Genomic DNA, 23,871 nt, shown 5'->3' with positions numbered 1-23,871 from the left:
CTGCGGGGCAGGCTGCCTTGCGGGCGCATAACAACAATAAATGTGTCGCTGGAGTCCGAAACACATGAAAACCCTTTTCCTGCTGGCGGGCCTGCCCGTGCTGCTTTCGACCCTGCATGCCTCGGCTGCCGACGCCCCGCCGAGCGCTCCCGCACAGGTCGATGCGAAACGCCTGATCAATGCCAACCTCGAACCGGGCAACTGGATGAGCCATGGTCGTACCTACGACGAGCAGCGCTATAGCCCGCTGGACGCGGTGAACGACAGCAACGTCGGCCAGCTCGGCATGGCCTGGACCACCCGGCTGGATATCGACAGCGGCACCGAGGCCACACCCATAGTGGTGGACGGAGTGATGTACACCACCGGAGCCTTCAGCATCGTCTATGCGATGAATGCCGCGACCGGCGAGATGCTGTGGAAATACGACCCCCATGTGCCGCCGGCCAATCTCAGCCAGGGTTGCTGCGGCCCGGTCAACCGCGGTGTCGCGGTGTGGAACGGCAAGGTCTACGTTGGCAGTTTCGATGGCCGCCTGGTCGCCCTCGACGCGGCCACCGGCAAGGAAGCCTGGTCGGTGGACACCATCATCGACCGCAGCAAGAGCTACTCCATCACCGGCGCGCCGCGTATCGTCAAGGGCAAGGTGCTGATCGGCAACGGCGGCGCCGAGTTCGGCGTGCGCGGCTATGTCACCGCCTACGACGCCGAGACCGGCAAGCAGGCCTGGCGCTTCTACACCGTGCCGGGCGATCCCAAATTGCCGCCGGAAAACCCGGCCATGGCCATGGCGATGAAGACCTGGACCGGCGACGGCTGGGTGAAGTGGGGCGGTGGCGGCACCGCCTGGGACTCCATGGCCTACGACCCGGAACTCGACCTGCTGTACATCGGCACCGGCAACGGCTCGCCATGGAACTACCAGTTCCGCAGCCAGGGCAAGGGCGACAACCTGTTCGTTTCGTCGATCCTGGCCCTGCGCCCGGACACCGGTGAATACGTCTGGCACTACCAGGTCACCCCGCAGGACCGCTGGGACTACACCGCGACCCAGCACATGATCCTCGCCGACATCACGATCGACGGCCAGGTGCGAAAGGTCCTGATGCAGGCACCGAAAAACGGCTTCTTCTATGTGCTCGACCGCACCAACGGCAAGCTGCTTTCGGCGAAGAACTACGTCCCGGTGAACTGGGCCAGCGAGATCGATCTGAAAACGGGCCGGCCAGTGCTGACCGGCGCGGCGGATTACTCGAAAGAACCCAAGGTCGTACAGCCAAGTTTCCTCGGTGGCCACAATTGGCACCCGATGTCCTACAGCCCCAGGACCGGCTACGTCTATATCCCGGCCCAGCACACCCTGGCCGAGCTGAAGGCGGCCAAGGAACCGATGTTCTTCCCTAACAAATCGGTGCTCAACTTCGGACTCGACGTACCGGACGTGCCGGAAGATCCGAAGGCCTTCAAGCAGATCCGCGATGCCTGGACCGGCGAGCTGATCGCCTGGGACCCGGTCAAGCAGGCCCCGGCCTGGAAGCAGGAATACGCCAGCGCCGGCAACGGCGGCACCCTGAGCACCGCCGGCAACCTGGTGTTCCAGGGCACCGCAGACGGTCGCGTGGTGGCCTACAGCGCCGACAAGGGCGAGAAGCTCTGGGAGCACCGTGCCAACTCCGGGGTCATGGCCGGGCCGATCACCTATACCGTGGGCAAGGATCAGTACGTTGCCTTTTCCGTCGGCTGGGGCGGGATCCTGCCGTTGCTGACCGGCTCGCTGACCAACAAGGCCAAGGTCCAGTCCGAGTCGCGGATCATTGCCTTCAAGCTGGGAGCCAAAGGTGAGCTACCCCCGCCGAAGCAGGCGCCGGTGTTCCCCAATGTCGAGTTGGAGCTGACAGCCTCACCGGAGCAACTGGCCCAGGCGCGCAACCTGTTCAATGGCCTGTGCGCCGGCTGTCATGGCCTGAATGCGGTGGCCGGCGGGGTCGTCCCCGACCTGCGCTACCTGACGAAGGAGAAGCACCAGGCTTTCCCGGCGTTCGTCAGCGGGGCCTTGATCTACCGCGGCATGCCGAACTTCTCCGACATCCTCAAGGCCGAGGATATGGAGCTTATCCGCCAGTACCTGGTCAAGCGCACCCATGATCTTCAAGCCGATCTGAAGGCCAGCGCCGCCAACTGAGTTCGATTCATTACCCAGGCGACCCCGGAAACGGGGCCGTCCGGGGCTCTGCACGCCAACAAAAACAACAACGAGAGTCCATCATGAAGAGCTTCAACGCCCCGGCCCTTGCGCTCGGCCTCACACTGTTCGGCGCTACCTGCACGGCCCTGGCCGATGTGAAACCCGACCCCGGTGATTACACTGCGCTGCCCAAGGGCACCGATGTGGTGGTGCTCTATCAACAGAACCCGCGGGGCGACAAGGTCTACTCCGGCGGCAAGAAGGTCGCCGACGATCTTGACCTGGACATGACGGTGGGCGTCCTGCGCCTGATCCACTTCACGGACTTCTTCGGTACCGGCTACACCTGGGACCCGCAGATCGTCATCCCCTTCGGCCAGCAGGATATCGGTGCGACCCATACGAAGAATTCCGGGCTCGGCGACATCACCTTCGGCGGTACGCTGTGGACCATCGGCGACCTGGAGCGCAACGAACACCTGGGCTGGTCGGTGTTCTTCACCGCGCCGACCGGCAGCGACAAAAACGAAGGCTTTGCCCTCAGCAACAACCGCTGGGCGGTGGATTTCCAGGTCGGCTACATCAAGGGCCTGACGGAGCGGATCACCTGGGATGTGATCGCCGAGGCCGAGTTCTACCAGGACCAGCGCTCCACCGATGCGAAAAAGGACACCCTGCTGCAGCTGCACAACCACCTTCGCTACAACTTCACCCAGGATACCTATGCGGCGCTCACCTACCGGCACAACTGGGGCGGCCGCGAAACCCTGGATGGCGTGACCCTGGCCACCAGCCGTGACAATGGAACCGTCGGCTTCACCGTGGCGACCATGGTCAACAAGCAGTTGCAGGTGATGGGGCAGGTGATGCACGACACCTCGGTGCGCGAGGGCGTGAAGATCGATAATTCGTTGCAGTTCAGGCTGGCGTATTTCTATTGAGATCCCTTGGGGCTGCAAAGCAGCCCCAAAATCGCTCTGACACTCCTACTTTCGACCCCCAACCCAAGTCCCCCAACCCCCAGCCCCAAGCCTGATAGCCCTATGCCCAACCGCCGGTTTATGGTCCACTCAGCCCCTTTGTGCGGGACCGGATGGAAAGCCTTATGAATGACAACGAGCGGCAACGCGCCGCACACCGCCGCGCCGCCCTGGGTGCGCTACTGCTCACCAGTACCGGCGCCTTGGCCGATACCGCTGTCGATGTCGATCCCGTGGTGATCAGCGCCACGCGCACCGGCGACGAGTGGGCCCAGGCCGCGTTGTCCGCCAGCGTGGTCGATGCCGCCGACAGTCGCGGCGAACAGGCATTGACCCTCGGCAACCTGCTCTCCGGCGTGCCAGGGGTTGTGGTGCAAAGCCGCTACAACGCCGCCCAAGGGCTGCGCCCGGCGATCCGCGGTTTTGGCTCGCGCTCCAGCTTCGGCGTGCGTGGCATTCGCGTGCTGGTCGATGGCGTACCGCTGACCATGCCCGATGGCCAGACCGAGCTGGACGGCTTCGACCTGGGCCTGGTCGAGCGTATGGAAGTGCTGCGCGGACCGGCTGCCGTGCTCTATGGCAACGGCGCGGGCGGGGTGCTGGCAATCGAGACCCGCGAGCCGGGCGATCACCCCGGTGTGTCCGGCGATGTCAGTGTCGGCAGCTACGGTTTCCGCCGGCAGAGCGTGGAAGCCAGCGGCACCGAGGACAATTTCGGCGCCCTGGCCGCGGTCAGCTCGACCCAGTCCGACGGCTATCGCCAGCACGCCACCAGCGAGGCCAACAACCTCACCGGCAAGCTGCGCTGGTGGGGCGAAACGGGGCGCCTGGCGTTGACCCTGCACGCCCTCGATAACCGCTCGGAGGACCCGGGCGGGTTGACCTTGGGGCAGGTTCGTGCCGACCGCAACCAGGCCCGTCCGCAAAGCCTGAGCTTCGATTCCGACGAGCGCATCAGGCAGCAGCGTCTGTCGCTGGTGTGGGACGGACAGCCGCTTGGAGAAGATACCTACCAGATCCGCAGCTATGTCGGTCAACGGGATTTCGAGAATCGCCTGCCATTGGCCGCCAACGGCCAGACGAGCTATGAGCGGTTGTTCGCCGGCGCCGGCGCCAACTACACCCATGTCGCCGACTGGTTCGGCCTCAAGCACTGGTTTACGTTCGGAGGCGACCTTGAATCCCTGCGCGACGACCGTGATCGCAACAACAACATCCTCGGGGGCGAGAAGGGGGCGCTGACCTCCCGTCAACGTGAAGAGGCCCGCAGCCTCGGCCTGTTCGTGGAAAACCGCACCGAGCTTGGCGAGAACTGGCTGCTCAGCCTGGGCCTGCGCCACGACACCGTACGCCTGAGCGTGGACGATCACTACCTGCGTGATGGTGACGACTCCGGCAAGCGCAACCTGCGTGACCTCAACTACAGCGTTGGTCTCAGTTATCGCCTGGATCCGTCCCACACGATCTACGCCCGCGTCGCTACCTCCTTCGAGACGCCGACTGTCAGCGAACTGGCCAATCCCAATGGTGGCGGCTTCAACAGCAGCCTGGAACCGGCCGAGGCGCTCAACCAGGAGGTCGGTTTCAAGGGTGAAACTGCGCATTGGCGCTACGAAGCCGTGGTGTACCGCATCGATACCCGTGACGAACTGGTGCCCTACGTCGATGGCCGCACGTTCTACCGCAACGCCGGTTCGACCCGCCGCGACGGCCTGGAGCTCAGCGCGCGCTGGCAGCCGGACGAACACTGGCAGGTCAGCACGGCCTACAGCCTCAACGACTACACCTACCGCAGTTTCGAAAATGCCGACGGCAACCGCCTGCCCGGCATTCCCGTGCAAAGCCTGTTCGGTGAAGTTTCCTACAGCCGTGACAATTGGTATGCACGCCTGAACACCTCGGTGTTCGACCGCCAGTACGCCGACAGCGGTAATACCGCACGGGTCGGTGGCTATGCGCTGGTCAACCTGCGCTTGGGCATGCAGCTCAAGGGCTGGGCGGAAAACGTGGAGCCCTATGTAGGGCTGGATAACCTGACGGACCGTCGCTACTACGACAACCTGCGGATCAATGACAGCGGCGGACGCTACTACGAGCCGGCACCGGGGCGGACCGGGTATGTGGGGGTGAAGGTGAGCTTCTGACGCGCCAGGCATGCGGCATTCAGTAGCAGCTAAGTGCTATCACTGGGCGCCATGACTGAAGTAGTCTTGCCCGACGTTGTCCTTCACTTTCATGCAAGGAGCTGGCACATGCGACTGTCCCCGACGGGCCTGGACCTGATCAAACGCCGCAACGGACTGACCCTCAAGGCCCGCCAGGATGTCAGCGGCCTGTGGTTCATCGGTTATGCCCACTATGGCGATGTCAGCGAGGGCATGGAGATCACCCAGCCCGAGGCCGAGGCCAAGCTGGAACACGAGATTGGCCGTTTCGAGACGCAACTGGCCGGGATGCTGACGGTTCCGGTCAGCCAGGGCCAATGGGACGCGCTCTTGCTGCTGGTGTTCGATTACGGCCTGGCGCGTCTGCGCAACTCGATCCTGCTGCGCCACGTCAACGCCGGCGATTTCGAAAACGCAGCGGCGGAGTTTTCCAAATGGATCCAGGTCCGTGGGCGACCGGATATCGGCATGGTCAAGCGCCGCGATGCCGAACGGCAGATGTTCCTGCAAGGCTCGCCGGCAGCCTGAGGGCATGCTAAAACCTCGGGGGTCATTCATTCTGTAAATGCCCCCATGCCTGCCATTGCGAAACCCGCTAGAACCCTGTTCGACCTCGATCTGCTACGCGCGATCGTGGTGGTCGCCGACTGCGGCAGTTTCACCACCGCCGCCTCGCGCCTGCACTCCACCCAATCAACCATCAGCCAGAAGGTCCGCCGCCTGGAAGACATGGTCGGCCACCGCCTGCTCGAACGCGGCAACCGCGACGTACTGCCCACCGATGCCGGCCAGACCCTGCTCGGCTATGCCCGGCACATGCTGGCGCTCAACGACCAGATGCTCGAAGCCCTGGCCGGAGCAACCGTAGGCGTTACCGTGCGTTTGGGCGTGCCGGAGGATTTCGTCGGCGGCCGCACCACCAAGGCCTTGTCCGCCTTCAACCGCAAGCATCCCGAGGTCAAGCTGGAAGTCGCCAGCGGCCTGTGCCGGGACATCGCCCAGAGCTACGACAACGGCGAGCTGGATCTGGTGCTGTTGAAGCAACGGCGCAACGGTAGGGAAGGGGTGGCCAGTTGGTCGGAAGAACTGTCCTGGATCGACAGCGCGAAGAATCCGGCGCTGCAACTGGACCCGATCCCGCTGGTGACCTTCCCGCCCCGGGGTTTGTACCGTGACGAGATCATCAATGCCGTTGAAGGCCTTGGGCGGCGTTGGCGGATCGCGTTCACCAGCTCCAGCCTCAGCGGAATCCAGGCGGCAGTGGCGGACGGGATGGGCATCAGCCTGCTGCCTCCGCGGGCAGTCACCGCAGACCATCGGGTGCTGGGAGCAAAGGACGGGCTGCCGGTGGTGGACAGCTACGAGATCGTGGTGGTGCACCGGTCGACGGCGGAGCCGATGGTGAAGGAGCTGGGGGTTGTGCTGGCGGGGTTGCTGGATCAGGAATGAGTGCTTGACCTCGACGGCCTCATCGCTGGCAAGCCAGCTCCCACAGGTTTTGTGTGCACCGCAAACCTTGTGGGAGCCGGCGTTGCCGGCGATGAGGCCCTCACAGACACCCATAAAAAAGCCCGCCATCCACCGGCGGGCTTTCTCATTCAGGCTGCGAGCCCGACGTCACTCAACGCTTCGGGTTCAGCGTCAGGTGCACGTTGCGGTTCACATCCTTGTACAGCAGGTAGCGGAACGGGCCAGGGCCACCGGAGTAGCAGGCCTGCGGGCAGAACGCGCGCAGCCACATGAAGTCACCGGCTTCCACTTCCACCCAGTCCTGGTTCAGGCGATACACCGCCTTGCCTTCGAGCACGTACAGGCCGTGCTCCATGACGTGGGTTTCGGCGAACGGAATCACGCCGCCCGGCTGGAAGGTAACGATGTTGACGTGCATGTCGTGACGCATGTCCGCCATGTCGACGAAGCGGGTGGTGACCCAGGCGCCGTCGGTACCCGGCATCGGGATCGGGGTGATGTCCTGCTCGTTGGTGACGAACGCTTCCGGATGCGGCAGGCCTTCCACGGCTTCGTAGTGCTTGCGGATCCAGTGGAAGGTGACATTGGCCTTGCTGTTGTTGCGCAGGCTCCATTCGGCCGCCGGCGGGATGAAGGCGTAGCCACCCGGCTTGAGCGTGTAGTTCTTGCCCTGCAGGGTGATGTCGACTTCACCCTCGACGACGAACAGCACCGCTTCGGCGTTCTTGTCCAGTTCAGGACGCTCGCTGCCGCCTTCCGGAGCCACCTCGACGATGTACTGGGAGAAGGTTTCGGCGAAACCGGACAGCGGGCGGGCGATGACCCACATGCGCATCTTGTCCCAGAAGGGCAGGTGGCTGGTGACGATATCGCGCATCACGCCCTTGGGAATGACGGCATAGGCCTCGGTGAACATCGCACGGTCTGTCAGCAGCTCGGTCTGAGCCGGGTGCCCGCCGTGAGGGGCGAAGTAGGATTTGGACATGGACAGTCTCGGGGTGTTTGTTGTTGTGACCCCGGGAGCGCCTGTAACGGGCGTTCTACCGGGGCTGCCGCTCTACAGTATGAGCATCGCGGTGCATCCACAAATTAAATGTTGGAATCCGTTCTATTCGCTTTGTGAATGGGCGCCATCATGCACCACTGCGTCGAAGGCTCAGAATAGCCACTGCACGCCCAACGAATATCCCGCCTGGTTTCCTTCGTCATGGGCGAATCGGGTATTGGCCTCGGCAAATACCCCCAGCTGTTCGGTCACCATCAGTTGCGCGCCGAGCTGCGCGCGCCCGAAGCTCTTGTCGACCTTCGTCAGGTCCGCGACCCGTACGCGCCCGTCGGCCCGGGCTGCCAGGTCCATCTCGTCCAGTCGCCCATCCGCCAGCTCCCGCACCCAGCGCACGCTGGCGTAGGGCTTGACCCGCATGCCGGCACCCAGCCCCAGTTCGCCACGCAGGCGCCAGCCCAGGCTGGCCTCGAGCCCGTCGTAGTCCTGCTTCTCGTAACCCAGTGCGGTACGCAGCGCTTCGTCTTCATGGAAGTCATCGATGCGGTAATGCACGTAATCCAGCCCCGCCAGCGGCCCGGTCTTCAAGCCTCCAAGGTCGAAGTCATGGCCACCCTCCAGCCGCGCGCCCCAGAACAGCGCGGAGGTATCCCCGGACAGGCGCTGGTCAAGCAAAACCGGGCCGTTGTTGGCCTGGATGTACACCGAGCGGCGGGTGTCGAAACGGGTATGCCCGGCACTCAGCTCACCCGCCAGCCACTGCGCTGCGCCATCATCGAGCAGGCCGAACAGGCCGGCTTGCCAGGTATCGCCTTCGACCCGCCCGCCATGCTCCAGGCTGTCGCGGCTGCGCTCGAAGCCCAGGCTGGCACCGACGGTCAGCGCATCGCTCAGCCGGTAGTCGCCCAGCACATGCACGCCGACGCGCTTGGACTCCGGGTTGCCGGCCACATCGAATCCGCTGTCGGGCGACACCTCGCCCTCGACGCCAACCTCGCCATCGAAGCTGCCCACGGTCCGCTGACTGTCCAGCAAGCTCAACCAGCGGCGGTCATGCAGTCGCGTCATGGCCTGATGCTGGCGCTGCAACTGGTCTTCCATTTGCCGCGCCATGGCCCCACCGGACGCGGTGGAGGCGAGCAGGTCGGCGTTGGTCAGCTCCAGTACCAGGCGCGTCAGCAGCCGCGAAAAATCCCGCAGGCGCTGGTCGATGCGCTCCTGACCGAAGGCGCCGGTGAGCACGGTCTGGTTGTCTTCGTTCGGGTCGTGCCAGGTGGACCCACCCGGAATCGCCGGGTTGTCGGTCTGCTCGTAGCCGTCCAGATCACCCAGCTCCCAATTGGTCGCCTCGATGAACAGCACTGGCACATTCAGGCCCTCGAAGCTTGCGCCATCGCTGCAACAGCCTGTGCCAGCAGGGTAGGCGGGATTCAGGCCGGGGTTGGTGAACAGGTCGATCTTCAACTCCCCGGCGATACGCATGAGCTGGTCGCGGTACGCGCCGAGGGCCGGGTTGTCGGCGGCATTGCTGCCGGCATGGGCGTACATCTTGTCGCCGGTGACCAGGCTATCGAGGTTGATCATCCCCAGCAGGTTGGCGCGCTGGCTGTCGCTGAGGGCCGCGACGTAGGCCCGGGAGCCGCGCAGCCCTTCTTCCTCGGCACCAAAGCCGACCACTTCCAGGCCGTTCTCCAGTTGCACGCCGCCGAGGTTGCGGGCGATCTCGGTCAGCACCGCCGCGCCCGAGGCATTGTCGTCCAGGCCTTGCAGGGTCGGGCGCCCGAAATAGGTGTCGAAGTGCGCACCCAGCACCACATAGTTGCTGCTGGTCCCGGCGGCGGAGGCGATGACGTTCTGCGAACTGCGTGTGCCGGCCCAAGTGAAATCCTGGCGGCTGGTCTGGTAGCCATAGGCCAATTGCGCCTGCATCCAGTCGGCAGCGCCGGCGAAATTGGCGGTGCCGCGATAACGGCCGGGATAGTCGTGGATCAGGCGATCCAGGGTCTGGCTGGCATATTGCCCGTAGTCATAGGCGCCAGCCCCCATGGGGAGCAAGGCGGATCCGAGGGCAACGGCGATGGCGAGGGGTTTGAGCACGGCACTTGTCCTTGTGTGTCGGTAGGCGTTGGCATCTTGTCGATGCGCTGGCGCAAGGACAGCAGGAAATGGGCCGATATGTGACAGGCTTGGGTAAATTGTCGGATTTGTCCGGTGTCGTTGTCGTATTCGGCACGAATTGTTTAATGCCTTGTTACGCTTTTGCAGCGCCTTCTGCGACACCACGCCGCACCCTTCGGGCGCCCTGCGCTGGCCCCTCCTGTCCTCGCGTGCGAAAATGCCGCCCCGTGAAAAGCTGGAATGAACAGCTTCCCTGCGCAAGCGTGCACCTTCCCCAAAGGATGGTTACATGAACGACCTACTGACCCGGCGCAAGGTTCTCGCCGGGCTCGGCCTGGCGGGGCTCGCCGCCCTGACCGGCTGCGATACCTCGCCCAAGCTCGACTTCAAATACGGCAAGGACCTGAGCAACAAGATCCTCGGCCGCTCCTTCAAGCTCCAGGATGTCCACGGCGATACCTACGCGCTGTCGAGCTTCTACGGCTCCATGCCGATGGTGTTCTTCGGCTTCACCCAGTGCCCGGCGATCTGCCCGACCACCCTGGCGCGTGCGGTGCAGATCAAGAAACTGATGGGCCGTGACGGCGATTTCCTCAAGGTGGTGTTCATCACCCTGGATCCGGAACGGGATACCCCGCAGGTACTCGAAGACTATGTGAAGGCCTTCGACCCGACCTTCACCGCGCTGTCCGGCACCCCGGAACAGATCGCGGCCACCGCCAAGGAGTTCGGCGTGTTCTACGAGAAGGTACCGCTGGGCGACAGCTACACCGTGTCGCACTCGTCCACCAGCTTCGTCTTCGATTCCCGTGGGCGCCTGCACCTGGGATTGTCCCATTCGCTGACGGCGAAGGAATGCGCCGAAGACCTGCTGACCCTGATGGAGATCTGCTGATGCTGCCGATTCGCAAACCCCTGGCCGTCCTGGCCCTGTGTGCCGCCGCCCTGCCGGCGCTGGCGCAAACCACCGTGGAAAATGCCTGGGCCCGTGCCAGCGTGGCCAACCAGCATTCCTCCGGCGCGTTCATGACCCTCACCTCCGATACCGACGCGAAGCTGGTCGCCGTGCAGTCGCCGGTCGCCAAGGATGTGCAGATCCATGAAATGAAGATGAACGGCGACGTGATGACCATGGGGCCGGTCTCCAGCCTCGACCTGCCGGCCGGCAAGGCGGTGAGCCTGGATGCCAACGGCTATCACGTGATGCTCATGGGCCTGGCTCACCAGCTCAAGCAGGGTCAGGAAGTGCCGCTTACCCTGGTGATCGAGGATGCCAAGGGCAACAAGGAAAACCTCGAGATCAAGGCGCCGGTGCGCTCCTTGACCGAGGGTGAGCCGGAAATGAAGCACGGTCACGTGCATCAGTGATTTCACGGGCTTCGTCGCCCGGTTGGCTTGTGTCTTGAAGGTCCGTCAGTAGATCGCATCAGGGCTGACAGGTGCTTGTCATGACTTCTCCCGCGCCCTTGAGATCGAGCGCCGCGCGGGCGGCGCTCGATCTGGAGAGCGCTGAAGATCTCCCGGCAAGCGCCTAGTGGCCCTAACGCGGTTCTCTGACGGGCACGTCGCAGCCACCAAAACCGATACCCACACCACAAATACCCCGCACCCCAAACACCCCCTTCCCGCTATTTCCCGCCACCCGTCCGGCCGCTTCGAACCAAAGCGAATCCTTGTACCGCCATGAACTCACACATCATGTACGGCAAACGTCGTGCATCCCTAGTTTTCTATGAGGTGAAAGATCATGGCTAACAATGAAAACCGCACTGGCTCCAAGCAAGGCGGCGGCAACCCGGGCAACTTTGCCAACGATCGGGAAAAAGCCTCCGAAGCCGGTCGCAAGGGCGGGCAACATTCGGGTGGCATGAATCAGGATCGGCAGAAAACCCAGGACTCCGGCCGCAAGGGTGGCCGTTCCTGACGCGGTAGCGTAGTGAATGACCGGGCATAGCCATGCCCCGTTCGTCTGGCGCATCGGAGGCCTCGGCCTTGATGCGCCATTTGCTGTTGTGAAGAACTTTCCTGGAGAACATGGCCATGAACAAAGGCGCAGCCCTGTTGCTGCTGTCCGGCCTGCTGGCCCTGGGCGGCTGTTTCGACAATTCCGATCATCCCGGCAAGGATTCCGATCCGAGCAAGCCATCGCTGCAAATGCAGCAACCGCAATCGGAAAGCCCTGCCTCGCAACTGGCGCCGAGCAAGGACAGCGACAACTGATCATCCCGATCAAACCTTCCGCACCTCCTGGTAGTCATTAGTGGTAACAGACCTATGACCAGGAGGTGCCCCATGACCTTTCTTTGCCTGCTACGTGGATGCCAGTGGCGTTGGATGCCGGTGAACGATGCCGGGCAGGGCGACTGCGAATGCTGCGAGCGTTGCGGTGCCTTGCGTCATCACCTTCTGCAACTTCCGCGTCGCTAGGAGTCCGCCATGCCTCGTGCAATCTGGAAGGGCGCGATCAGCTTTGGCCTGGTGCATATCCCGGTCGCCCTGGCATCCGCCGTGCGCAGCCAGCGGGTCGATTTCGACTGGCTCGACCAACGCAGCATGGACCCGGTGGGCTACAAGCGGATCAACAAGGTCACCGGCAAGGAAATCAGCAAGGAACATATCGTCAAGGGTGTGGAATACGAGAAGGGCCGCTATGTGGTGATCAGCGAGGACGAGATCCGCAAGGCCCGGCCGGAGGCGACCCAGACCATCGATATCTTTTCTTTCGTCGATGCCGGGGACATTCCCTTGCAGCACTTCGACACGCCTTACTACCTGGCGCCGGACAAGCGCGGCGGCAAGGTCTACGCCTTGCTTCGCGATACGCTGGAAAGCACCGGCAAGGTGGCCTTGGCCACGGTGGTGCTACATACCCAGCAGCATTTGGCACTTGTGCGGCCACTGGACGAGGCGCTGGTGCTGATTACCTTGCGCTGGCCAGACGAAGTGAAGGACCTCGACAGCCTGGAGCTGGATGACAGCGTGACCCATGCCAAGGTCAGCAAGGCCGAACTGGACATGGCCAAGCGCCTGGTCAGGGACATGAGCGGCAGCTGGACACCCGAGGATTACCGCGACGAGTTTCGCCAGACCATCATGGACCTGGTGGAAGAAAAGGCCTCCAAGGGCAAGATCAGCGTGGTCGAGCAACCGGGCGAGGAAGGCGAGGGCAAGGGCGCCGATATCATCGACCTCACCGAACTGCTCAAGCGCAGCCTGGGTGGCAAGGCCAAGCCGGCGCCGAAGAAGAAGACGTCGCGCAAGGCCTCTTGAACCGGCCCCGGGGCAGGCTTGCGCTCAATCAAGCCATCAGCGACCTGAGATAGTCGCCGAAGCCACCCCGGGCGCGGCTGTCCATGCGGCTGCTAGTGGTCACACTGTTGCGCGCCGTCCATACGATGGTTGCCCCGCACGCCTGCAGGTCTTCGATCAGTTGCACATCCTCGTTCAGCGCCAGCGGGCGGAAGCCGCCCACCCTTTGGTAGGCGCGGGCGCAGATTCCCAGGTTGGCGCCGTGGATATGCCGGTGTCCTTCGCGCATCTGGTAGTGCTCCAGGTAGCGCTCGCGCAGTGCCGGGTCTTGCTCGGCCTGCCATTGCTCGATATGCACCGTGCCACACACCGCGTCGGCGGCGAAGTCCAGCTGGCACAGGAGCCAGTCCGCCGGTACGCAGCTGTCGGCATCGGTACAGGCCAGCCATCGGGCGCCACGCTGCAGCATCAGCTCGGCGCCGGCACGGCGCGCCTGGCCGACATTGCGCACCTCCACCTCCAGGGTGTCCACGCCGAAGCAGCGGGCGATTTCGGCACTGGCGTCGGTGCAGCAGTCCAGCACGACCATGACTTCGACCCGATGGCCCAACGCTTCGGCTGCATCGGCGGCGGTACGTACGGCAGCCAGGCACAGGGGCAGGGTATCGGCTTCGTTGTGGGCGGGGATGATCACGGCAATCATGGGCAGGTCTCGTCGAGGTCGATCACGCTGGGCTGGCAACTCCAGTACTCCAGCAAAAAATCCGCTTCTTCATGACGCAGCACGCGGTACAGCGGCAGGCGCTCTTCCAGCAGGGCGTGCACCTGGCGACCGTTCTGCGGGCAGCCATCGATGGGGTGCAGCCAGTGACAGGCGAGCAGCCCGCCGTCCTCGCCCAGGCTGGCCACTGCCTGCTCGATCACTTGCAACCACTGCTCCGGGTCGAGGTAGTAGCCGATCTCGCCAAGCACGATCAGGTCGAAACTGCCGCCGGGCCAGTCCCCGGGCAGGCGTCCTTGCCCCACCTGCACGTTGCGCAGGCCGCCCAGGCGCTGGCGGGCAAGGGCTACGGCGGTACCGTCGAGGTCATGACAGACCAGCTCGGTGCAGCGTTCGGCCAGCGCCGCGCTCAGCTCCCCGTTGGCACAGGCCGGCTCGAAGATCCGCTCGTAGAACTGCCTGGGCAGGCTGGCCATGACCAGTTCGCGCTTGCGCTTTTCGTACCAGCGGGTGCGGAAGGCCCAAGGGTCGTCGCTGGAGGCGAACAGGTCGGCGAAATAGCGCGCATCCACACTCATCGGAACACCAGTTCGAAAGGTTGCATCAGGCACTCCAGGGTTTCCGCCGGGAGCACCGGCGGGCGCTCGCCATCGGATTCGATCTGGCTGAGATGGGCGGCAATCGCCCGTTGCTTGCGTTGCACGGCATCGGCGTCCAGTTGCACCTTGCAAGCCCGTTCCCAGGGCAGCCGCGGATCCTCGGGCTGCGCCCAGTACCAGGCCCACACCGGCACTTCAAGCAGGGTTGCGCCCTTGGCCTGCGCCGCCTGGGCACAGGCGCGGCCAACCGCCTCGTGGTCGCAATGGCCGTCGCCACGCCAGGTGCAGAGCAGCAGGTCGTCGGGCCGCAGCAATTGGCCCAGGTGGCCGACCAGGTAGGCTTCGTCGCGGGCTACCGCGGTGTCCTTGAGCGACAGGCGCTGCCAGTCCAGGGCCTGCAGGTCCAGGCCGAGCCGGTGCAGGGCGTTGCGGCTTTCCTGGGGGCGCTGGCGACGCAGGCGATGCTCCGTCCACTGTTGCGAGCCGGGATGGCTGGCCTCGCCATCGGTGGCCGAGATCAGCAGCAGGTCCTGCTCGCGCCCGCGCAGGCTGGCGAGCAGGCCGCCGCAGGCGAGGATCTCGTCGTCAGGGTGAGGCGCCACCACGATCAGGCGGCGCCCCGGTGGGCACAGCTGCTCGGGGGTGATCCAGGTGGCCCTGGCCAGATGGGCCGACTGCTGCCATTGCGCGGGTGTGGTCGCCGGCCCACGGAACAGGTCTTCGCTCATAGCTGCCAGGCTCCCGCCGGCACCTGGGCCAGTTGTTGACCGAGGACGGCGAGATCGCGTTCGGCATGGCTCTGGCGCAGGAAGACCGGCAGGTCGGCGGAGAGCCGGGCGAAGTGGCTGTTGTGGCAGAACGGCGTGGCACCCAGGGCGCGGCCGACATGCTGGATAACCTGGCTCACCGCCTGTTCGACCTGGGCACGGGTGCGCCGTACCAGCAGCTCGGCGTTGGCGCCGGGGTTGGCGTCGATCCACGCGGCGCATTCGCGCAGGGTCGCCCGGGCACCGCCCAGTGCGGCATCGACCGCGCCCAGGTGGGCCTCGGCATGTGGGTCGGGACGCGGCTTGCGGCAGTGCTCGCGCAGGTAGTCGGCCAGCGCCTCGGCGGCCCCGTACCAGCACGCAGCGATCCCGCCGCCGCCGTGCCAGAAGCCAGGTCGCGACAGGTATTGCCCGGGGGCGCCAATGGCCACGGCAGGGGTACCCTCGAACTCCATGACCACGCTGGTGGTGGTGGCCATGCCCACCGCTTGCCAGTCCTCGGCGAGGATGCGCTGGCTCGGATGGGACAGCTCGATGGCTACCAGTTGCGGCTGCTCATTACTGTCCCAGGCGGTCAGCAGGGCGTTGTCGATCTGCAGGGCGCCGGAGCACCAGGCCTTGCGTCCTTCCAGCAGCACCGTGTCGCCTTCGCGTCCGACGATGCGCGTGCGGGCCTCTGCCGACTCGGCGGCCCATACCCCCCAGATGCCCTGGCCGACCCGGTGGCTGGCGCTGCACTCGGAGAGGATCGCCAGGGCATCGGTGTGCCCCTCGTACAGCTTGGCCAGGCTCAGGTCGCAGCCGGCGATGCGCGCCAGGGTCTGCCAGCGTTGCAGGGTATGGCCCTGGCCGGGCAGTGGCAGCAGGTCGAGATGGTCCTGTTGCAGCGACTGCATGACCAGCGGCAACTGGGTGTCCAGATGTAGCGCCTGGGGTCGCTGGGTAAAGCTGCGCAGCAGGGTGTCCAGGCTGCCCAGGTCGAAATCCTGGATGATGCTCATGGCGGTGGCTCCTTCACAGGCCGAGTTTCTTGCGCATGCCGGCGGTGATCGACTGGCGGGTGCTGGCGTAGTCCTGCCATGGGTCGTTGCCGTCGGCCAGGCGCTCGTCGATATTGGCCAGGGTCCATTGGTTGGCCCCCTTGAGCCCGGCCAGTTCCTCGGGCCAGATCGGCACCGACACCGGCATGCCTTCCCGGGCCCGCAGCGACCAGGCGCAGACGGTGGTCGCCCCCTTGCCGTTGCGCAGGTAGTCGATGAAGATCCGCCCGACCCGGTTCTTCGGCCCGGAGACCGCCGACAGCCGTTCGGGAAACAGCCCGGCCATGTGGCTGACGATGGCGTGGCTGAAGTCCTTGACCTCGTCCCAGCCGGCCTTGCGCTGCAACGGCACTACCACGTGGATGCCCTTGCCGCCGCTGGTCTTGAGGAAACAGCGCAGGCCCAGCTCTTCCAGAAGGGTGAGGGTCAGGGTGGTGGCTTCGATCATCGCCTTCCAGGGCAGTTTCGGGTCCGGGTCGAGGTCGAGCACGAAGCGGTCGGGGCGCTCGAATTGCTTGTCGGTGGCATTCCAGGTGTGCAATTCGAGCGTGTTCATCTGCACCGCACCGAGCAGGGTGTCTTCGCGGTTGATGATCATCGCGGCCTGGCCGGCCTGGTCCTTGTCGTAGGTTTTCACGTGGGGCAGGTCCAGCTGTGCGGCGTTCTTCTGGAAGAACAGTTCGCCGTCCAGCCCGTCCGGGGCGCGGACCAGCGCCACGGGACGGTTCTCCAGGTGCGGCAGGATCAGCCCGGCAACCTTGGCGTAGTACTCGGCGATATCCAGCTTGGTGGTGTTGCTGCTGGCATCGATGATGCGGTCGGGATGGGTCAGGCGCATTGCCTTTGCGCTGCTGTTCTTTACGGGCATGGCACGCTCCAGGTTGATGGCGCTGGCCGGCTTGTCGTTGCGCAGGCCATGGAAGACCGCGTGGCGAACGATGCCGTCGCGGGTCATCTGGGCGAAGCTGACTTCTGCCAGCAACTGCGGCTTGAGCCAGTGAACGCCCCGGGCTTCGGCGCCGGTCGGCGGGTTATCCAGTGGCGGGCGCGGCGCCTCCAGCGGCTGCAGCCGGCGATGCAGGCTTTGCAGGGTCTCGGTGCTGAAACCCGTGCCGACCTTGCCCGCATAACGCAACCGGCCATCGTCATGCAGGGCCAGCAACAGGGCGCCGAACGCTGCCCGGCTGCCCTTGGGCTCGGTGTAGCCGACCACCACGAACTCCTGGCGTTTCTGGCACTTGAGCTTGATCCAGTCGCTGCTGCGGCGCTCCACGTAGACGCTGTCCTGGCGCTTGCCGATCAGGCCTTCCAGGTTCATCTGGCAGGCGCTGGCGAGCAGCGAGGCGACCGGCTCGGCGAAGCTCGCCGAGTAACGCAGCTCCGGTGGCGGGTCGGCGAGGATCGCTTCAAGGGCGGCGCGCCGCTCCTGCAGCGGCAACTGGCGCAGATCGCGACCTTCGAGCCAGGGCACATCGAACAGGTAGTAGAGAATGCGTTCGTCGTGCTCGGTATCGAAGGCGTTCTGCAGGGCCTGGAAGTCGGCCACGCCGTTGTCGTCGGCGACCACCATCTCACCGTCGAGCCAGGCGGATTTCAGCTTGAGCGTTTTCAGCGCCGCCACCTGGCGCGGCATCTTCGCTGTCCAGTCATGGCCATTGCGGGTGAACAGGCGCACCTCGCCATCGTCGATACGGGCAAGGATGCGGTAGCCGTCGAACTTGATCTCGTAGCTCCAGTCGCCTTGCGGCGGCGAGTCCACCAGGGTGGCCAACTGCGGCTTGAGGCTTTCGGGCAGGGCGGCCTTGGGGGCCTTTTTCGTGCTGCTGGCGGATGCGGCTTTCTTCCTTGCCGCGGGTGCCTTTGCCGCAGGCGCCGCGACCGGCCTGGCCGAAGGCAGGCTGCGGTCGCTGAGCACGCTGTCCGGGGCGGCTTCGAGGATGTCGTAGTCCTTCTCTTCGCGGGCCTGGGCATCCGAGGACTTGACCAGCATCCACTGTTCCTTCTTGCCGCCGAGGCGGGTGCGGAACAGGTTCCAGCGCCCGCCGAGCTTTTCCCCTTGCAGTTCGAAGCGCAGGTGGCCCTTGGCGTAGCCCTGGTGCGGGTCGCCTTCGGGAATCCAGATGCCGCGGTCCCACACGATCACGTCGCCGGCGCCGTAGTGGCCCTCGGGGATATGACCTTCGAAGCTGGCGTAGTCCAGCGGGTGGTCCTCGACGTGCACCGCCAGGCGCTTGACCTTGGGATCCAGCGACGGGCCCTTGGGCACCGCCCAGCTTTTCAGGGTGCCATCGAGCTCCAGGCGGAAATCGTAGTGCAGGTGGCTGGCGTCGTGTTTCTGGATGCAGAACTGCAGCGCCCGGGCCTTGCCACGGGCTCGCTTGCCGCTGGGTTCGGGGGTGGCGGCGAAGTTGCGCTTGCGTTGGTACTCCTCGAGGGGCTTGGCCATGGCGAATGCTCTGTGTCCGGCGTCTTACCAAGTGGGAGAGGGCGTGCGCGACGGGAGTTCAATCGGCGTGGCGACCGGGCGGCAGAAAGACTGAATCATTTTCCACGCAGGTGAGTCGACTTCAGGAGAGCTCATCCGCAAGCGAGGTTGCCATGAACGAGAAAAGCCAAAGGCCGGCCACCCATGTGCCAGCCGAAATCGATGACATCCAGGACCGCATGGGCGAAGTCCGCGAGCTGGATTTCAGTGACCGCCATGACGAACGTCAGGGCCGCGCCGGCGATGCGCGGCCGGCAGAGGAATTCAACCGCGAGTTCCCGGCCGAGCGTGTCGAGCGGGGTGGCATGAGTGGCGGTGAAGCGCTCAGCGAAAGCCTGCACGAGGACAACGTCACCCTGGACGACCTCAGCCCCGACACCCTGTTCGACCAGACCGGCGCCCGCGATCCGTCCGAGCGAGGCGGCCCGGGGCCGGCGGACCAGCAATTGCGCCGGGTCGACGAGGACGAGATCGGCGGCGGCATCGGCCTGGACGAAGCCGAGCTGGCCCGCTCGGCGCCACTGGACGGCAAACCCTGGACCGATCGTGTATCGCCGCCCGAAGGCGATGAAGACGTTTGAGAGGAGGACACGACCATGAGCGAACAACATTGCGCCTGTCCCGGATGCACCTGCGAGGTGGACGCCAACGCCGTGCAACTGGCCGGCGAGGCCTATTGCTGCAAGGCCTGCGCCAGTGGCCACGCCAATGGCGAACCGTGCCGCATGAGCGAATGCCATTGCGGCGACGACAAGGCCAGGCAGCCGGATGAAGAGCAGGTGGATAACGCCCTTGAAGAAACGTTCCCGGCCAGCGATCCGATTTCGCCGTGAGCTTGAGGGCCCGCTTCGTGCGGTTTGACGCCGAAGCGGGCCTTCCGGCTACTTGCCCAGCGCCTTGACCAACTCCGCCTTGTTCATGGTCGAACGCCCCGCGATGTTCTGCTTGCGCGCCCGGTCCATGAGTTCAGCCTTGGTCATATCCCCCAGCGGCTGATCCGGTCGCGGTTCCCCGTGCCTGGTCTTCACCGCCCGTTGTGCCGAAGACTGTCGCGCCTTGTGCTTGGCGCTTGCACTCTTCTTCTGCCCGGACCCGCCGGCTTTTTCACCGCCGCCGGACTGCTTGTTTACCGTGGCCCAGGCTCGGGCTTCGGCCTCGTCCCTGGACACGCCCTTGGCCTCGTAGCTGTCCTCGATATGCTCGGCCTTGCGTTTCTGTTCTTCGGTGTACTTCGCTTTGCTTCCGCGTGGCATGGGTATGCACTCCTGTGTGGGTTGCAAGGGAAATCTGCGGGCGTCACGGCATGCGCCAGGTCCCGCCTGCCTTCTCGCAGTCGATCCTGGCCTGCCCCTGGTTGCGGGTGTCGTAGTAATAGGTCACCACCCGCGCATCGTTCGGAACCTGTGGCCTGGCCGCCTGCGAGTCATTGCTGGTGGCCTTGGGGTTGGCCAGGCTTTCCTGGGTCAAGGGTGCAGTGCATTGACCGATTTCCTGGTCCGGGCAGCGTGGGACCCGCTGTTTCAGGGTATTGAGCATTTCCTTGTTCTCGCTGCTGCAGGACCAATCGATGGCCTCGTCGGGCATGCCTTCGAGCCTGTAGCAGGTACGCGTCTCCACCTCCGGCACCGCGGCGCTGGACGAGCGCGTGGTGACCTGGCAGGCATCGGCCAGGACCGTGCCGCTGGCAAGGCTGGCAAGGATCAACAGCAGGGCAGGGGTATGCATGGTCGTCTCCCGTCACAAAGGTGGCTGCGCCGGTTGGCCCGGTTCGGTTTGCAGCCCGGCATCGAGTTTCAAGCGGTGCAGCAGCTCCCGGGCATCGAAGGGCGCGCGGACTTTCAGGTCGTTGTCGAAATAGCAGTACACCGCCTTTGCCCCCTTGGTCGCGGCTTCCCGGGGCCCGGCCAGTTGTGCATCGCCCGGTTGTTGCCCGCGGCTCCAGGTGCGGATGCGTTGGGCCCAGCGCTGCAGGGCTTCATCGGTGTAGCCGCTGGCGTAAAGCTCGGCATCGCCATGCAGGCGCAGGTAGACGAAGTCGGCGGTGAGGTCTTCCAGGTAGGGCCATTTCCCGGCGGTATCGGCGACCACCAAGGCCACCTGGTGTGCGCGCAGCAGTTCGATGAAGGCCGGGTCACGGAAGCTGTCGTGGCGGATCTCCACGGCATGGCGCAGCGTGCCGTTGCCCTGGGTTTCGAAGGCGCCGTCTTTCTTCAAGCGCTCGGCGCAATGGCGTGCGCATCGGCTGGCCGCGGCATGATCATGGGGCAGGCGCTGAAGAAAATCGGCGAAGCGCTGCGGGTCGAATTTCAGGCTCGGCGGGAACTGCCACAGGATCGGCCCCAGCTTGGCGCCCAGTTGCAGCGGCCCGGAAGCGAAGAAGTTGGCCAGCGGCTCGTCGATCTCCTTGAGCCGTCGCACATGGGTGATGTAGCGCGGCGCCTTGACCGCGAAGACGAAGCCCTCGGGCGTCGCGTCGCGCCATTCGGCATAGCGCTGCGGGGTCTGCAGGGCATAGAACGATCCGTTGATCTCGATGCTGCTCACCGCCCGCGAGGCGAATGCCAGCTCCTTGGCCTGGACCAGGCCCTGGGGATAGAACACTTTGCGCCACGGGGCATAGCGCCAGCCGGAAATACCGATGCGAATCTCGCTCACGCCGTCGTTCCTTGTCCTGCTCGTTACAGGTTGCGACCGGGGCCTGGCAAGGCGGGTTCAGCAAGATTGACGAGTGGCGGGCAGTGGCCGGACTGAACTTTGCCAGCCCCAGCTTTTCCACCGAATGTCGGGTTCGACACGCAGGACCGCAAGAGGAGGCCCTCCCATGAAGTTCTCCCGTTTCGCCCAGAAGCTGGCCAACTGGACGGGCCGTCCGCTGACCTTCGCCATCGCCTTCGGCCTGATCCTGGCCTGGGGCATCAGCGGGCCGCTGTTCCACTTCAGCGACACGTGGCAACTGGTGATCAATACTTCCACCACCATCGTGACCTTCCTCATGGTGTTCCTGATCCAGAACACCCAGAACCGCGACACCGATCAGTTGCATATCAAGGTCGACGAGCTGCTGCGCGCCACGCGCCGGGCCCACAACGCCTTGCTCGGGCTCGACGACCTGGATGAAAAGCAGCTGCATGCGCTACGCGAGCGCTACCAGCACCTGGGCGAACTCGCCGAGGACAAGGGGGCCGACAAGCAACCGCGTGACAACGACCCCTGACCCAAGGACCTACAGCACGAGGTGACCATGGCCAGTCATATCATCCATTTCACCGGACCGATCAATGCGTCCACCTGCGGCAACCTCATCACCACCTGCTCGCGGGCCCTGCAGCAGGGCGCCGAGTGTATCCAGCTGAATATCGCCACCATGGGCGGGGAATGCAGCTACGGCTTCAGCCTGTACAACTTCCTCCGGGCGCTGCCGGTACCGGTGCATACTCACAATCTCGGCACGGTGGAGTCGATGGGCAACATCCTGTTCCTGGCCGGCGAGCGGCGTACGGCCTGTGCCCTGAGCAAATTCCTGTTCCACCCCTTCCACTGGACCCTGCACGGTTCGGTGGACCATGCGCGGATGGCTGAATACGCGATGAGCCTGGATTACGACCTGCAGCTGTACGCGCAGATCGTCGAGGAACGCACCCGGGGCGCGGAAGAGGTGCTGGATATTCCGCGCTACCTGATGGCCCATCCGCGGATCGTCACGCCCGAAGAGGCGATGCGCTGCGGCTTGATCCAGGCGGTGGACGATTCGGTGATCGGCGTGGATGTGGTGCAGTGGAGTGTGCATGCCTGAGCCGGTTCCCATAGAGCAAAACATGACTCTTTGATTTGCAGGGACCTTGTGGGAGCGGGTTCACCCGCGATTGCTATGGTGACTTCACTACCGCAATCGCGGGTGAATCCGCTCCCACAGGGTACGCGTCGTGCTTTGGAACTGTTCTCTGCGCGACAGAACAGCCTGGAAGGCTGGGCGGACTCCCACACAATCAACCGCGCCGCAGACCTTGCAGTGTCACCCGCCAGCGTAATGACGATATGATGTTTCAAATTATTACGCGTGCGATGGGGGAAGAATGCCGCTCAAGGATTTGTTGCTGGCGCTGGTGGTGATCGTTGCCTGGGGCCTGAATTTCGTGGTGATCAAGGTCGGTCTGGACGGGCTGCCGCCGATGTTGCTGGGCGCGCTGCGGTTTATCCTGGTGGCGTTCCCGGCGGTGTTTTTCATCCGTCGTCCGCAGTTGCCCTGGCGCTGGTTGATCGCCTATGGCTCGACCATTTCCCTGGGCCAGTTCGCCTTTCTCTTCGAGGCCATGCACAACGGCATGCCGCCGGGGCTGGCGTCGTTGGTGCTGCAGTCCCAGGCCTTCTTCACCATGATCTTCGCTGCGCTGTTCCTCGGTGAGCGCCTGCGCGCCGCGAGTGTGTGCGGCCTGCTGGTCGCGGCGGGTGGCCTGGCGCTGATCGGCAGCGAGAACGACAGCCACGTGCCCTTGCTGGCGTTGCTCCTGACCCTGTGCGGCGGTGCGTGCTGGGCCATGGGCAATATCATTACCCGGCGTTTCGGCAACATCGACCTGATGGCCCTGGTGATCTGGGGCGGCCTGGTTCCGCCGCTGCCGTTCCTGGGCCTGTCGTGGTACCTGGAAGGCCCTGAACTGATCGAATCGTCGCTGCGCAATATCGGCTTGAGTTCGATTTTGTCGCTGGTGTACCTGGCGGTTATTGCCACCATGCTCGGCTACGGCCTGTGGAGTCGCCTGCTGTCGCGCTACCCGGCGGGGAAAGTGGCACCCTTTTCGCTTCTGGTTCCGGTGGTAGGGCTGACTTCGTCGGCCTTGCTGCTGGACGAGCGCCTCAGTGCGATCCAGTGCTGGGGCGGCCTGCTGGTGATGCTGGGGTTGTTGATCAACGTATTCGGCCCGCGTCTGCGGGAAGCATTGAGGACCGCCCAGGCCTGAGGCGCCATTGGTCGGGGATCGGCATGCTGACCGGTTGGTCGCTAAATGTCCGGCTAGTCTTTTGAAGGTTGAGATCGATACTTTCAGGTTCTCCGCTGGAGGATCGGTATCGGTCGCTTTCAGAGGGGAGC

The 23,871-nt window shown here is 64.5% G+C and carries 26 protein-coding genes; 16 read left to right on the top strand and 10 right to left on the bottom strand.

All coding sequences use genetic code 11. From position 1 onward, the window contains the following. Positions 1 to 64 precede the first annotated feature (64 nt). The 5 genes from ACKLLE_RS02780 (at position 65) to ACKLLE_RS02760 (ending at position 6,779) form a co-directional block, all read left to right on the top strand. A complete protein-coding gene (locus tag ACKLLE_RS02780; RefSeq protein ID WP_420056716.1) occupies positions 65 to 2,182 on the top strand; it encodes a PQQ-dependent dehydrogenase, methanol/ethanol family in 2,118 nt (705 codons plus the stop codon). A gap of 83 nt (positions 2,183 to 2,265) precedes the next feature. Further along, complete coding sequence (locus tag ACKLLE_RS02775; RefSeq protein ID WP_064301745.1) at positions 2,266 to 3,126, top strand: transporter; 861 nt, start codon at positions 2,266 to 2,268, stop codon at positions 3,124 to 3,126. Between the two features lie 164 nt (positions 3,127 to 3,290). Continuing rightward, entirely contained in the window at positions 3,291 to 5,309 is a 2,019-nt protein-coding gene (locus ACKLLE_RS02770; RefSeq protein ID WP_420056715.1) for a TonB-dependent receptor family protein, read from the top strand. A gap of 108 nt (positions 5,310 to 5,417) precedes the next feature. Continuing rightward, entirely contained in the window at positions 5,418 to 5,858 is a 441-nt protein-coding gene (locus ACKLLE_RS02765; protein WP_064303785.1) for a lysozyme, read from the top strand. Positions 5,859 to 5,903: 45 nt separating this feature from the next. Next, positions 5,904 to 6,779: a LysR substrate-binding domain-containing protein gene (locus tag ACKLLE_RS02760; protein ID WP_420056714.1), complete on the top strand. Its 876-nt coding sequence runs from the start codon at positions 5,904 to 5,906 to the stop codon at positions 6,777 to 6,779. A gap of 172 nt (positions 6,780 to 6,951) precedes the next feature. On the opposite strand, the gene ACKLLE_RS02755 is transcribed toward ACKLLE_RS02760, so the two are convergent. Together ACKLLE_RS02755 and ACKLLE_RS02750 are read right to left on the bottom strand one after the other, a co-directional pair. Continuing rightward, entirely contained in the window at positions 6,952 to 7,785 is an 834-nt protein-coding gene (locus ACKLLE_RS02755) for a bifunctional allantoicase/(S)-ureidoglycine aminohydrolase (RefSeq protein WP_009394085.1), read from the bottom strand. A 171-nt stretch (positions 7,786 to 7,956) separates the two neighbouring features. Then, on the bottom strand, positions 7,957 to 9,900 hold the full coding sequence (locus ACKLLE_RS02750) for an autotransporter outer membrane beta-barrel domain-containing protein (RefSeq protein WP_420056713.1): 1,944 nt from the start codon (positions 9,898 to 9,900) through the stop codon (positions 7,957 to 7,959). Positions 9,901 to 10,210: 310 nt separating this feature from the next. On the opposite strand from ACKLLE_RS02750, the gene ACKLLE_RS02745 reads away from it, so the two are divergent. From ACKLLE_RS02745 to ku, 6 genes are all read left to right on the top strand, one after another. Further along, positions 10,211 to 10,816, top strand: a complete 606-nt coding sequence (locus ACKLLE_RS02745; protein ID WP_009398928.1) for an SCO family protein — start codon at positions 10,211 to 10,213, stop codon at positions 10,814 to 10,816. Further along, on the top strand, positions 10,810 to 11,289 hold the full coding sequence (locus ACKLLE_RS02740; protein ID WP_420057056.1) for a copper chaperone PCu(A)C: 480 nt from the start codon (positions 10,810 to 10,812) through the stop codon (positions 11,287 to 11,289). The genes ACKLLE_RS02745 and ACKLLE_RS02740 overlap by 7 nt, the downstream gene beginning before the upstream one ends. Positions 11,290 to 11,668: 379 nt before the next feature. Then, positions 11,669 to 11,845, top strand: a complete 177-nt coding sequence (locus ACKLLE_RS02735; protein WP_009408912.1) for a con-10 family general stress protein — start codon at positions 11,669 to 11,671, stop codon at positions 11,843 to 11,845. A 110-nt stretch (positions 11,846 to 11,955) separates the two neighbouring features. Then, positions 11,956 to 12,141 carry a hypothetical protein gene (locus ACKLLE_RS02730; RefSeq protein ID WP_158467786.1) on the top strand — a complete coding sequence of 62 codons (186 nt, stop codon included), beginning with the start codon at positions 11,956 to 11,958 and terminating at the stop codon, positions 12,139 to 12,141. A gap of 72 nt (positions 12,142 to 12,213) precedes the next feature. Then, complete coding sequence (locus ACKLLE_RS02725) at positions 12,214 to 12,348, top strand: PSPA7_2676 family Cys-rich small protein (RefSeq protein WP_346425417.1); 135 nt, start codon at positions 12,214 to 12,216, stop codon at positions 12,346 to 12,348. 9 nt (positions 12,349 to 12,357) lie between these two features. Further along, complete coding sequence (gene ku / locus ACKLLE_RS02720) at positions 12,358 to 13,191, top strand: non-homologous end joining protein Ku (protein ID WP_064303781.1); 834 nt, start codon at positions 12,358 to 12,360, stop codon at positions 13,189 to 13,191. A gap of 28 nt (positions 13,192 to 13,219) precedes the next feature. On the opposite strand, the gene ACKLLE_RS02715 is transcribed toward ku, so the two are convergent. Genes ACKLLE_RS02715 through ligD form a run of 5 tightly spaced genes read right to left on the bottom strand, consistent with a single transcriptional unit; the run spans position 13,220 to position 18,743 of the window. Next, the gene (locus tag ACKLLE_RS02715) at positions 13,220 to 13,873 is read right to left on the bottom strand and encodes a glycosyltransferase family 2 protein (RefSeq protein ID WP_420056712.1); all 654 of its coding nucleotides are present in this window, start codon (positions 13,871 to 13,873) and stop codon (positions 13,220 to 13,222) included. Beyond that, the gene (locus ACKLLE_RS02710; RefSeq protein WP_420056711.1) at positions 13,870 to 14,469 is read right to left on the bottom strand and encodes a class I SAM-dependent methyltransferase; all 600 of its coding nucleotides are present in this window, start codon (positions 14,467 to 14,469) and stop codon (positions 13,870 to 13,872) included. Before ACKLLE_RS02710 ends, ACKLLE_RS02715 begins: the two co-directional genes overlap by 4 nt. Beyond that, positions 14,466 to 15,218, bottom strand: coding sequence for a PIG-L deacetylase family protein (locus tag ACKLLE_RS02705; protein ID WP_420056710.1), 753 nt, complete (start codon positions 15,216 to 15,218; stop codon positions 14,466 to 14,468). Before ACKLLE_RS02705 ends, ACKLLE_RS02710 begins: the two co-directional genes overlap by 4 nt. After that, complete coding sequence (locus tag ACKLLE_RS02700) at positions 15,215 to 16,258, bottom strand: acyl-CoA dehydrogenase family protein (RefSeq protein ID WP_064303778.1); 1,044 nt, start codon at positions 16,256 to 16,258, stop codon at positions 15,215 to 15,217. Before ACKLLE_RS02700 ends, ACKLLE_RS02705 begins: the two co-directional genes overlap by 4 nt. Positions 16,259 to 16,271: 13 nt before the next feature. Continuing rightward, positions 16,272 to 18,743 carry a DNA ligase D gene (gene ligD / locus ACKLLE_RS02695; RefSeq protein WP_064303777.1) on the bottom strand — a complete coding sequence of 824 codons (2,472 nt, stop codon included), beginning with the start codon at positions 18,741 to 18,743 and terminating at the stop codon, positions 16,272 to 16,274. A gap of 152 nt (positions 18,744 to 18,895) precedes the next feature. On the opposite strand from ligD, the gene ACKLLE_RS02690 reads away from it, so the two are divergent. Beyond that, positions 18,896 to 19,363: a hypothetical protein gene (locus ACKLLE_RS02690; RefSeq protein ID WP_064303776.1), complete on the top strand. Its 468-nt coding sequence runs from the start codon at positions 18,896 to 18,898 to the stop codon at positions 19,361 to 19,363. Positions 19,364 to 19,378: 15 nt separating this feature from the next. Further along, on the top strand, positions 19,379 to 19,615 hold the full coding sequence (locus ACKLLE_RS02685) for a metallothionein (protein ID WP_009408894.1): 237 nt from the start codon (positions 19,379 to 19,381) through the stop codon (positions 19,613 to 19,615). Positions 19,616 to 19,663: 48 nt separating this feature from the next. On the opposite strand, the gene ACKLLE_RS02680 is transcribed toward ACKLLE_RS02685, so the two are convergent. The 3 genes from ACKLLE_RS02680 to ACKLLE_RS02670 are packed head-to-tail and all read right to left on the bottom strand — an operon-like array spanning position 19,664 to position 21,437. After that, entirely contained in the window at positions 19,664 to 20,035 is a 372-nt protein-coding gene (locus tag ACKLLE_RS02680; RefSeq protein WP_064303775.1) for a hypothetical protein, read from the bottom strand. Positions 20,036 to 20,078: 43 nt separating this feature from the next. After that, positions 20,079 to 20,507, bottom strand: coding sequence for a hypothetical protein (locus ACKLLE_RS02675; RefSeq protein WP_420056709.1), 429 nt, complete (start codon positions 20,505 to 20,507; stop codon positions 20,079 to 20,081). A gap of 12 nt (positions 20,508 to 20,519) precedes the next feature. After that, complete coding sequence (locus ACKLLE_RS02670; protein ID WP_420056708.1) at positions 20,520 to 21,437, bottom strand: DUF72 domain-containing protein; 918 nt, start codon at positions 21,435 to 21,437, stop codon at positions 20,520 to 20,522. A 166-nt stretch (positions 21,438 to 21,603) separates the two neighbouring features. Here ACKLLE_RS02670 and ACKLLE_RS02665 point away from each other — a divergent pair, with 166 nt between their 5' ends. The 3 genes from ACKLLE_RS02665 (at position 21,604) to ACKLLE_RS02655 (ending at position 23,740) form a co-directional block, all read left to right on the top strand. After that, positions 21,604 to 21,996: a low affinity iron permease family protein gene (locus tag ACKLLE_RS02665; protein WP_064303772.1), complete on the top strand. Its 393-nt coding sequence runs from the start codon at positions 21,604 to 21,606 to the stop codon at positions 21,994 to 21,996. A 27-nt stretch (positions 21,997 to 22,023) separates the two neighbouring features. Next, entirely contained in the window at positions 22,024 to 22,575 is a 552-nt protein-coding gene (locus tag ACKLLE_RS02660) for an ATP-dependent Clp protease proteolytic subunit (protein ID WP_064303771.1), read from the top strand. A 280-nt stretch (positions 22,576 to 22,855) separates the two neighbouring features. Continuing rightward, positions 22,856 to 23,740 (top strand): EamA family transporter, encoded by an 885-nt coding sequence (locus ACKLLE_RS02655; RefSeq protein ID WP_420056707.1) that lies wholly within the window; start codon positions 22,856 to 22,858, stop codon positions 23,738 to 23,740. Positions 23,741 to 23,871 lie beyond the last annotated feature (131 nt).

It is taken from the genome of Pseudomonas bharatica, from assembly GCF_048586865.1.
Taxonomy (GTDB): Bacteria; Pseudomonadota; Gammaproteobacteria; order Pseudomonadales; family Pseudomonadaceae; genus Aquipseudomonas; species Aquipseudomonas bharatica.
Note: the sequence above shows the minus strand (reverse complement) of the source record. Positions and strands in the feature narration are given on the sequence as shown.

Excerpts from the sequence above, each read along its gene's own strand:
- ACKLLE_RS02775 (WP_064301745.1), top strand. The coding sequence starts at position 2,266 with ATGAAGAGCTTCAACGCCCCGGCCCTTGCGCTCGGCCTCACACTGTTC.
- ACKLLE_RS02705 (WP_420056710.1), bottom strand. The coding sequence starts at position 15,218 with ATGAGCGAAGACCTGTTCCGTGGGCCGGCGACCACACCCGCGCAATGG.
- ACKLLE_RS02700 (WP_064303778.1), bottom strand. The coding sequence starts at position 16,258 with ATGAGCATCATCCAGGATTTCGACCTGGGCAGCCTGGACACCCTGCTG.
- ACKLLE_RS02710 (WP_420056711.1), bottom strand. The coding sequence starts at position 14,469 with ATGAGTGTGGATGCGCGCTATTTCGCCGACCTGTTCGCCTCCAGCGAC.
- ACKLLE_RS02685 (WP_009408894.1), top strand. The coding sequence starts at position 19,379 with ATGAGCGAACAACATTGCGCCTGTCCCGGATGCACCTGCGAGGTGGAC.
- ACKLLE_RS02765 (WP_064303785.1), top strand. The coding sequence starts at position 5,418 with ATGCGACTGTCCCCGACGGGCCTGGACCTGATCAAACGCCGCAACGGA.
- ACKLLE_RS02730 (WP_158467786.1), top strand. The coding sequence starts at position 11,956 with ATGGCCATGAACAAAGGCGCAGCCCTGTTGCTGCTGTCCGGCCTGCTG.
- ACKLLE_RS02755 (WP_009394085.1), bottom strand. The coding sequence starts at position 7,785 with ATGTCCAAATCCTACTTCGCCCCTCACGGCGGGCACCCGGCTCAGACC.
- ku (WP_064303781.1), top strand. The coding sequence starts at position 12,358 with ATGCCTCGTGCAATCTGGAAGGGCGCGATCAGCTTTGGCCTGGTGCAT.
- ligD (WP_064303777.1), bottom strand. The coding sequence starts at position 18,743 with ATGGCCAAGCCCCTCGAGGAGTACCAACGCAAGCGCAACTTCGCCGCC.
- ACKLLE_RS02715 (WP_420056712.1), bottom strand. The coding sequence starts at position 13,873 with ATGATTGCCGTGATCATCCCCGCCCACAACGAAGCCGATACCCTGCCC.
- ACKLLE_RS02725 (WP_346425417.1), top strand. The coding sequence starts at position 12,214 with ATGACCTTTCTTTGCCTGCTACGTGGATGCCAGTGGCGTTGGATGCCG.
- ACKLLE_RS02665 (WP_064303772.1), top strand. The coding sequence starts at position 21,604 with ATGAAGTTCTCCCGTTTCGCCCAGAAGCTGGCCAACTGGACGGGCCGT.
- ACKLLE_RS02745 (WP_009398928.1), top strand. The coding sequence starts at position 10,211 with ATGAACGACCTACTGACCCGGCGCAAGGTTCTCGCCGGGCTCGGCCTG.
- ACKLLE_RS02770 (WP_420056715.1), top strand. The coding sequence starts at position 3,291 with ATGAATGACAACGAGCGGCAACGCGCCGCACACCGCCGCGCCGCCCTG.
- ACKLLE_RS02680 (WP_064303775.1), bottom strand. The coding sequence starts at position 20,035 with ATGCCACGCGGAAGCAAAGCGAAGTACACCGAAGAACAGAAACGCAAG.
- ACKLLE_RS02735 (WP_009408912.1), top strand. The coding sequence starts at position 11,669 with ATGGCTAACAATGAAAACCGCACTGGCTCCAAGCAAGGCGGCGGCAAC.
- ACKLLE_RS02760 (WP_420056714.1), top strand. The coding sequence starts at position 5,904 with ATGCCTGCCATTGCGAAACCCGCTAGAACCCTGTTCGACCTCGATCTG.
- ACKLLE_RS02780 (WP_420056716.1), top strand. The coding sequence starts at position 65 with ATGAAAACCCTTTTCCTGCTGGCGGGCCTGCCCGTGCTGCTTTCGACC.
- ACKLLE_RS02655 (WP_420056707.1), top strand. The coding sequence starts at position 22,856 with ATGCCGCTCAAGGATTTGTTGCTGGCGCTGGTGGTGATCGTTGCCTGG.
- ACKLLE_RS02690 (WP_064303776.1), top strand. The coding sequence starts at position 18,896 with ATGAACGAGAAAAGCCAAAGGCCGGCCACCCATGTGCCAGCCGAAATC.
- ACKLLE_RS02675 (WP_420056709.1), bottom strand. The coding sequence starts at position 20,507 with ATGCATACCCCTGCCCTGCTGTTGATCCTTGCCAGCCTTGCCAGCGGC.
- ACKLLE_RS02660 (WP_064303771.1), top strand. The coding sequence starts at position 22,024 with ATGGCCAGTCATATCATCCATTTCACCGGACCGATCAATGCGTCCACC.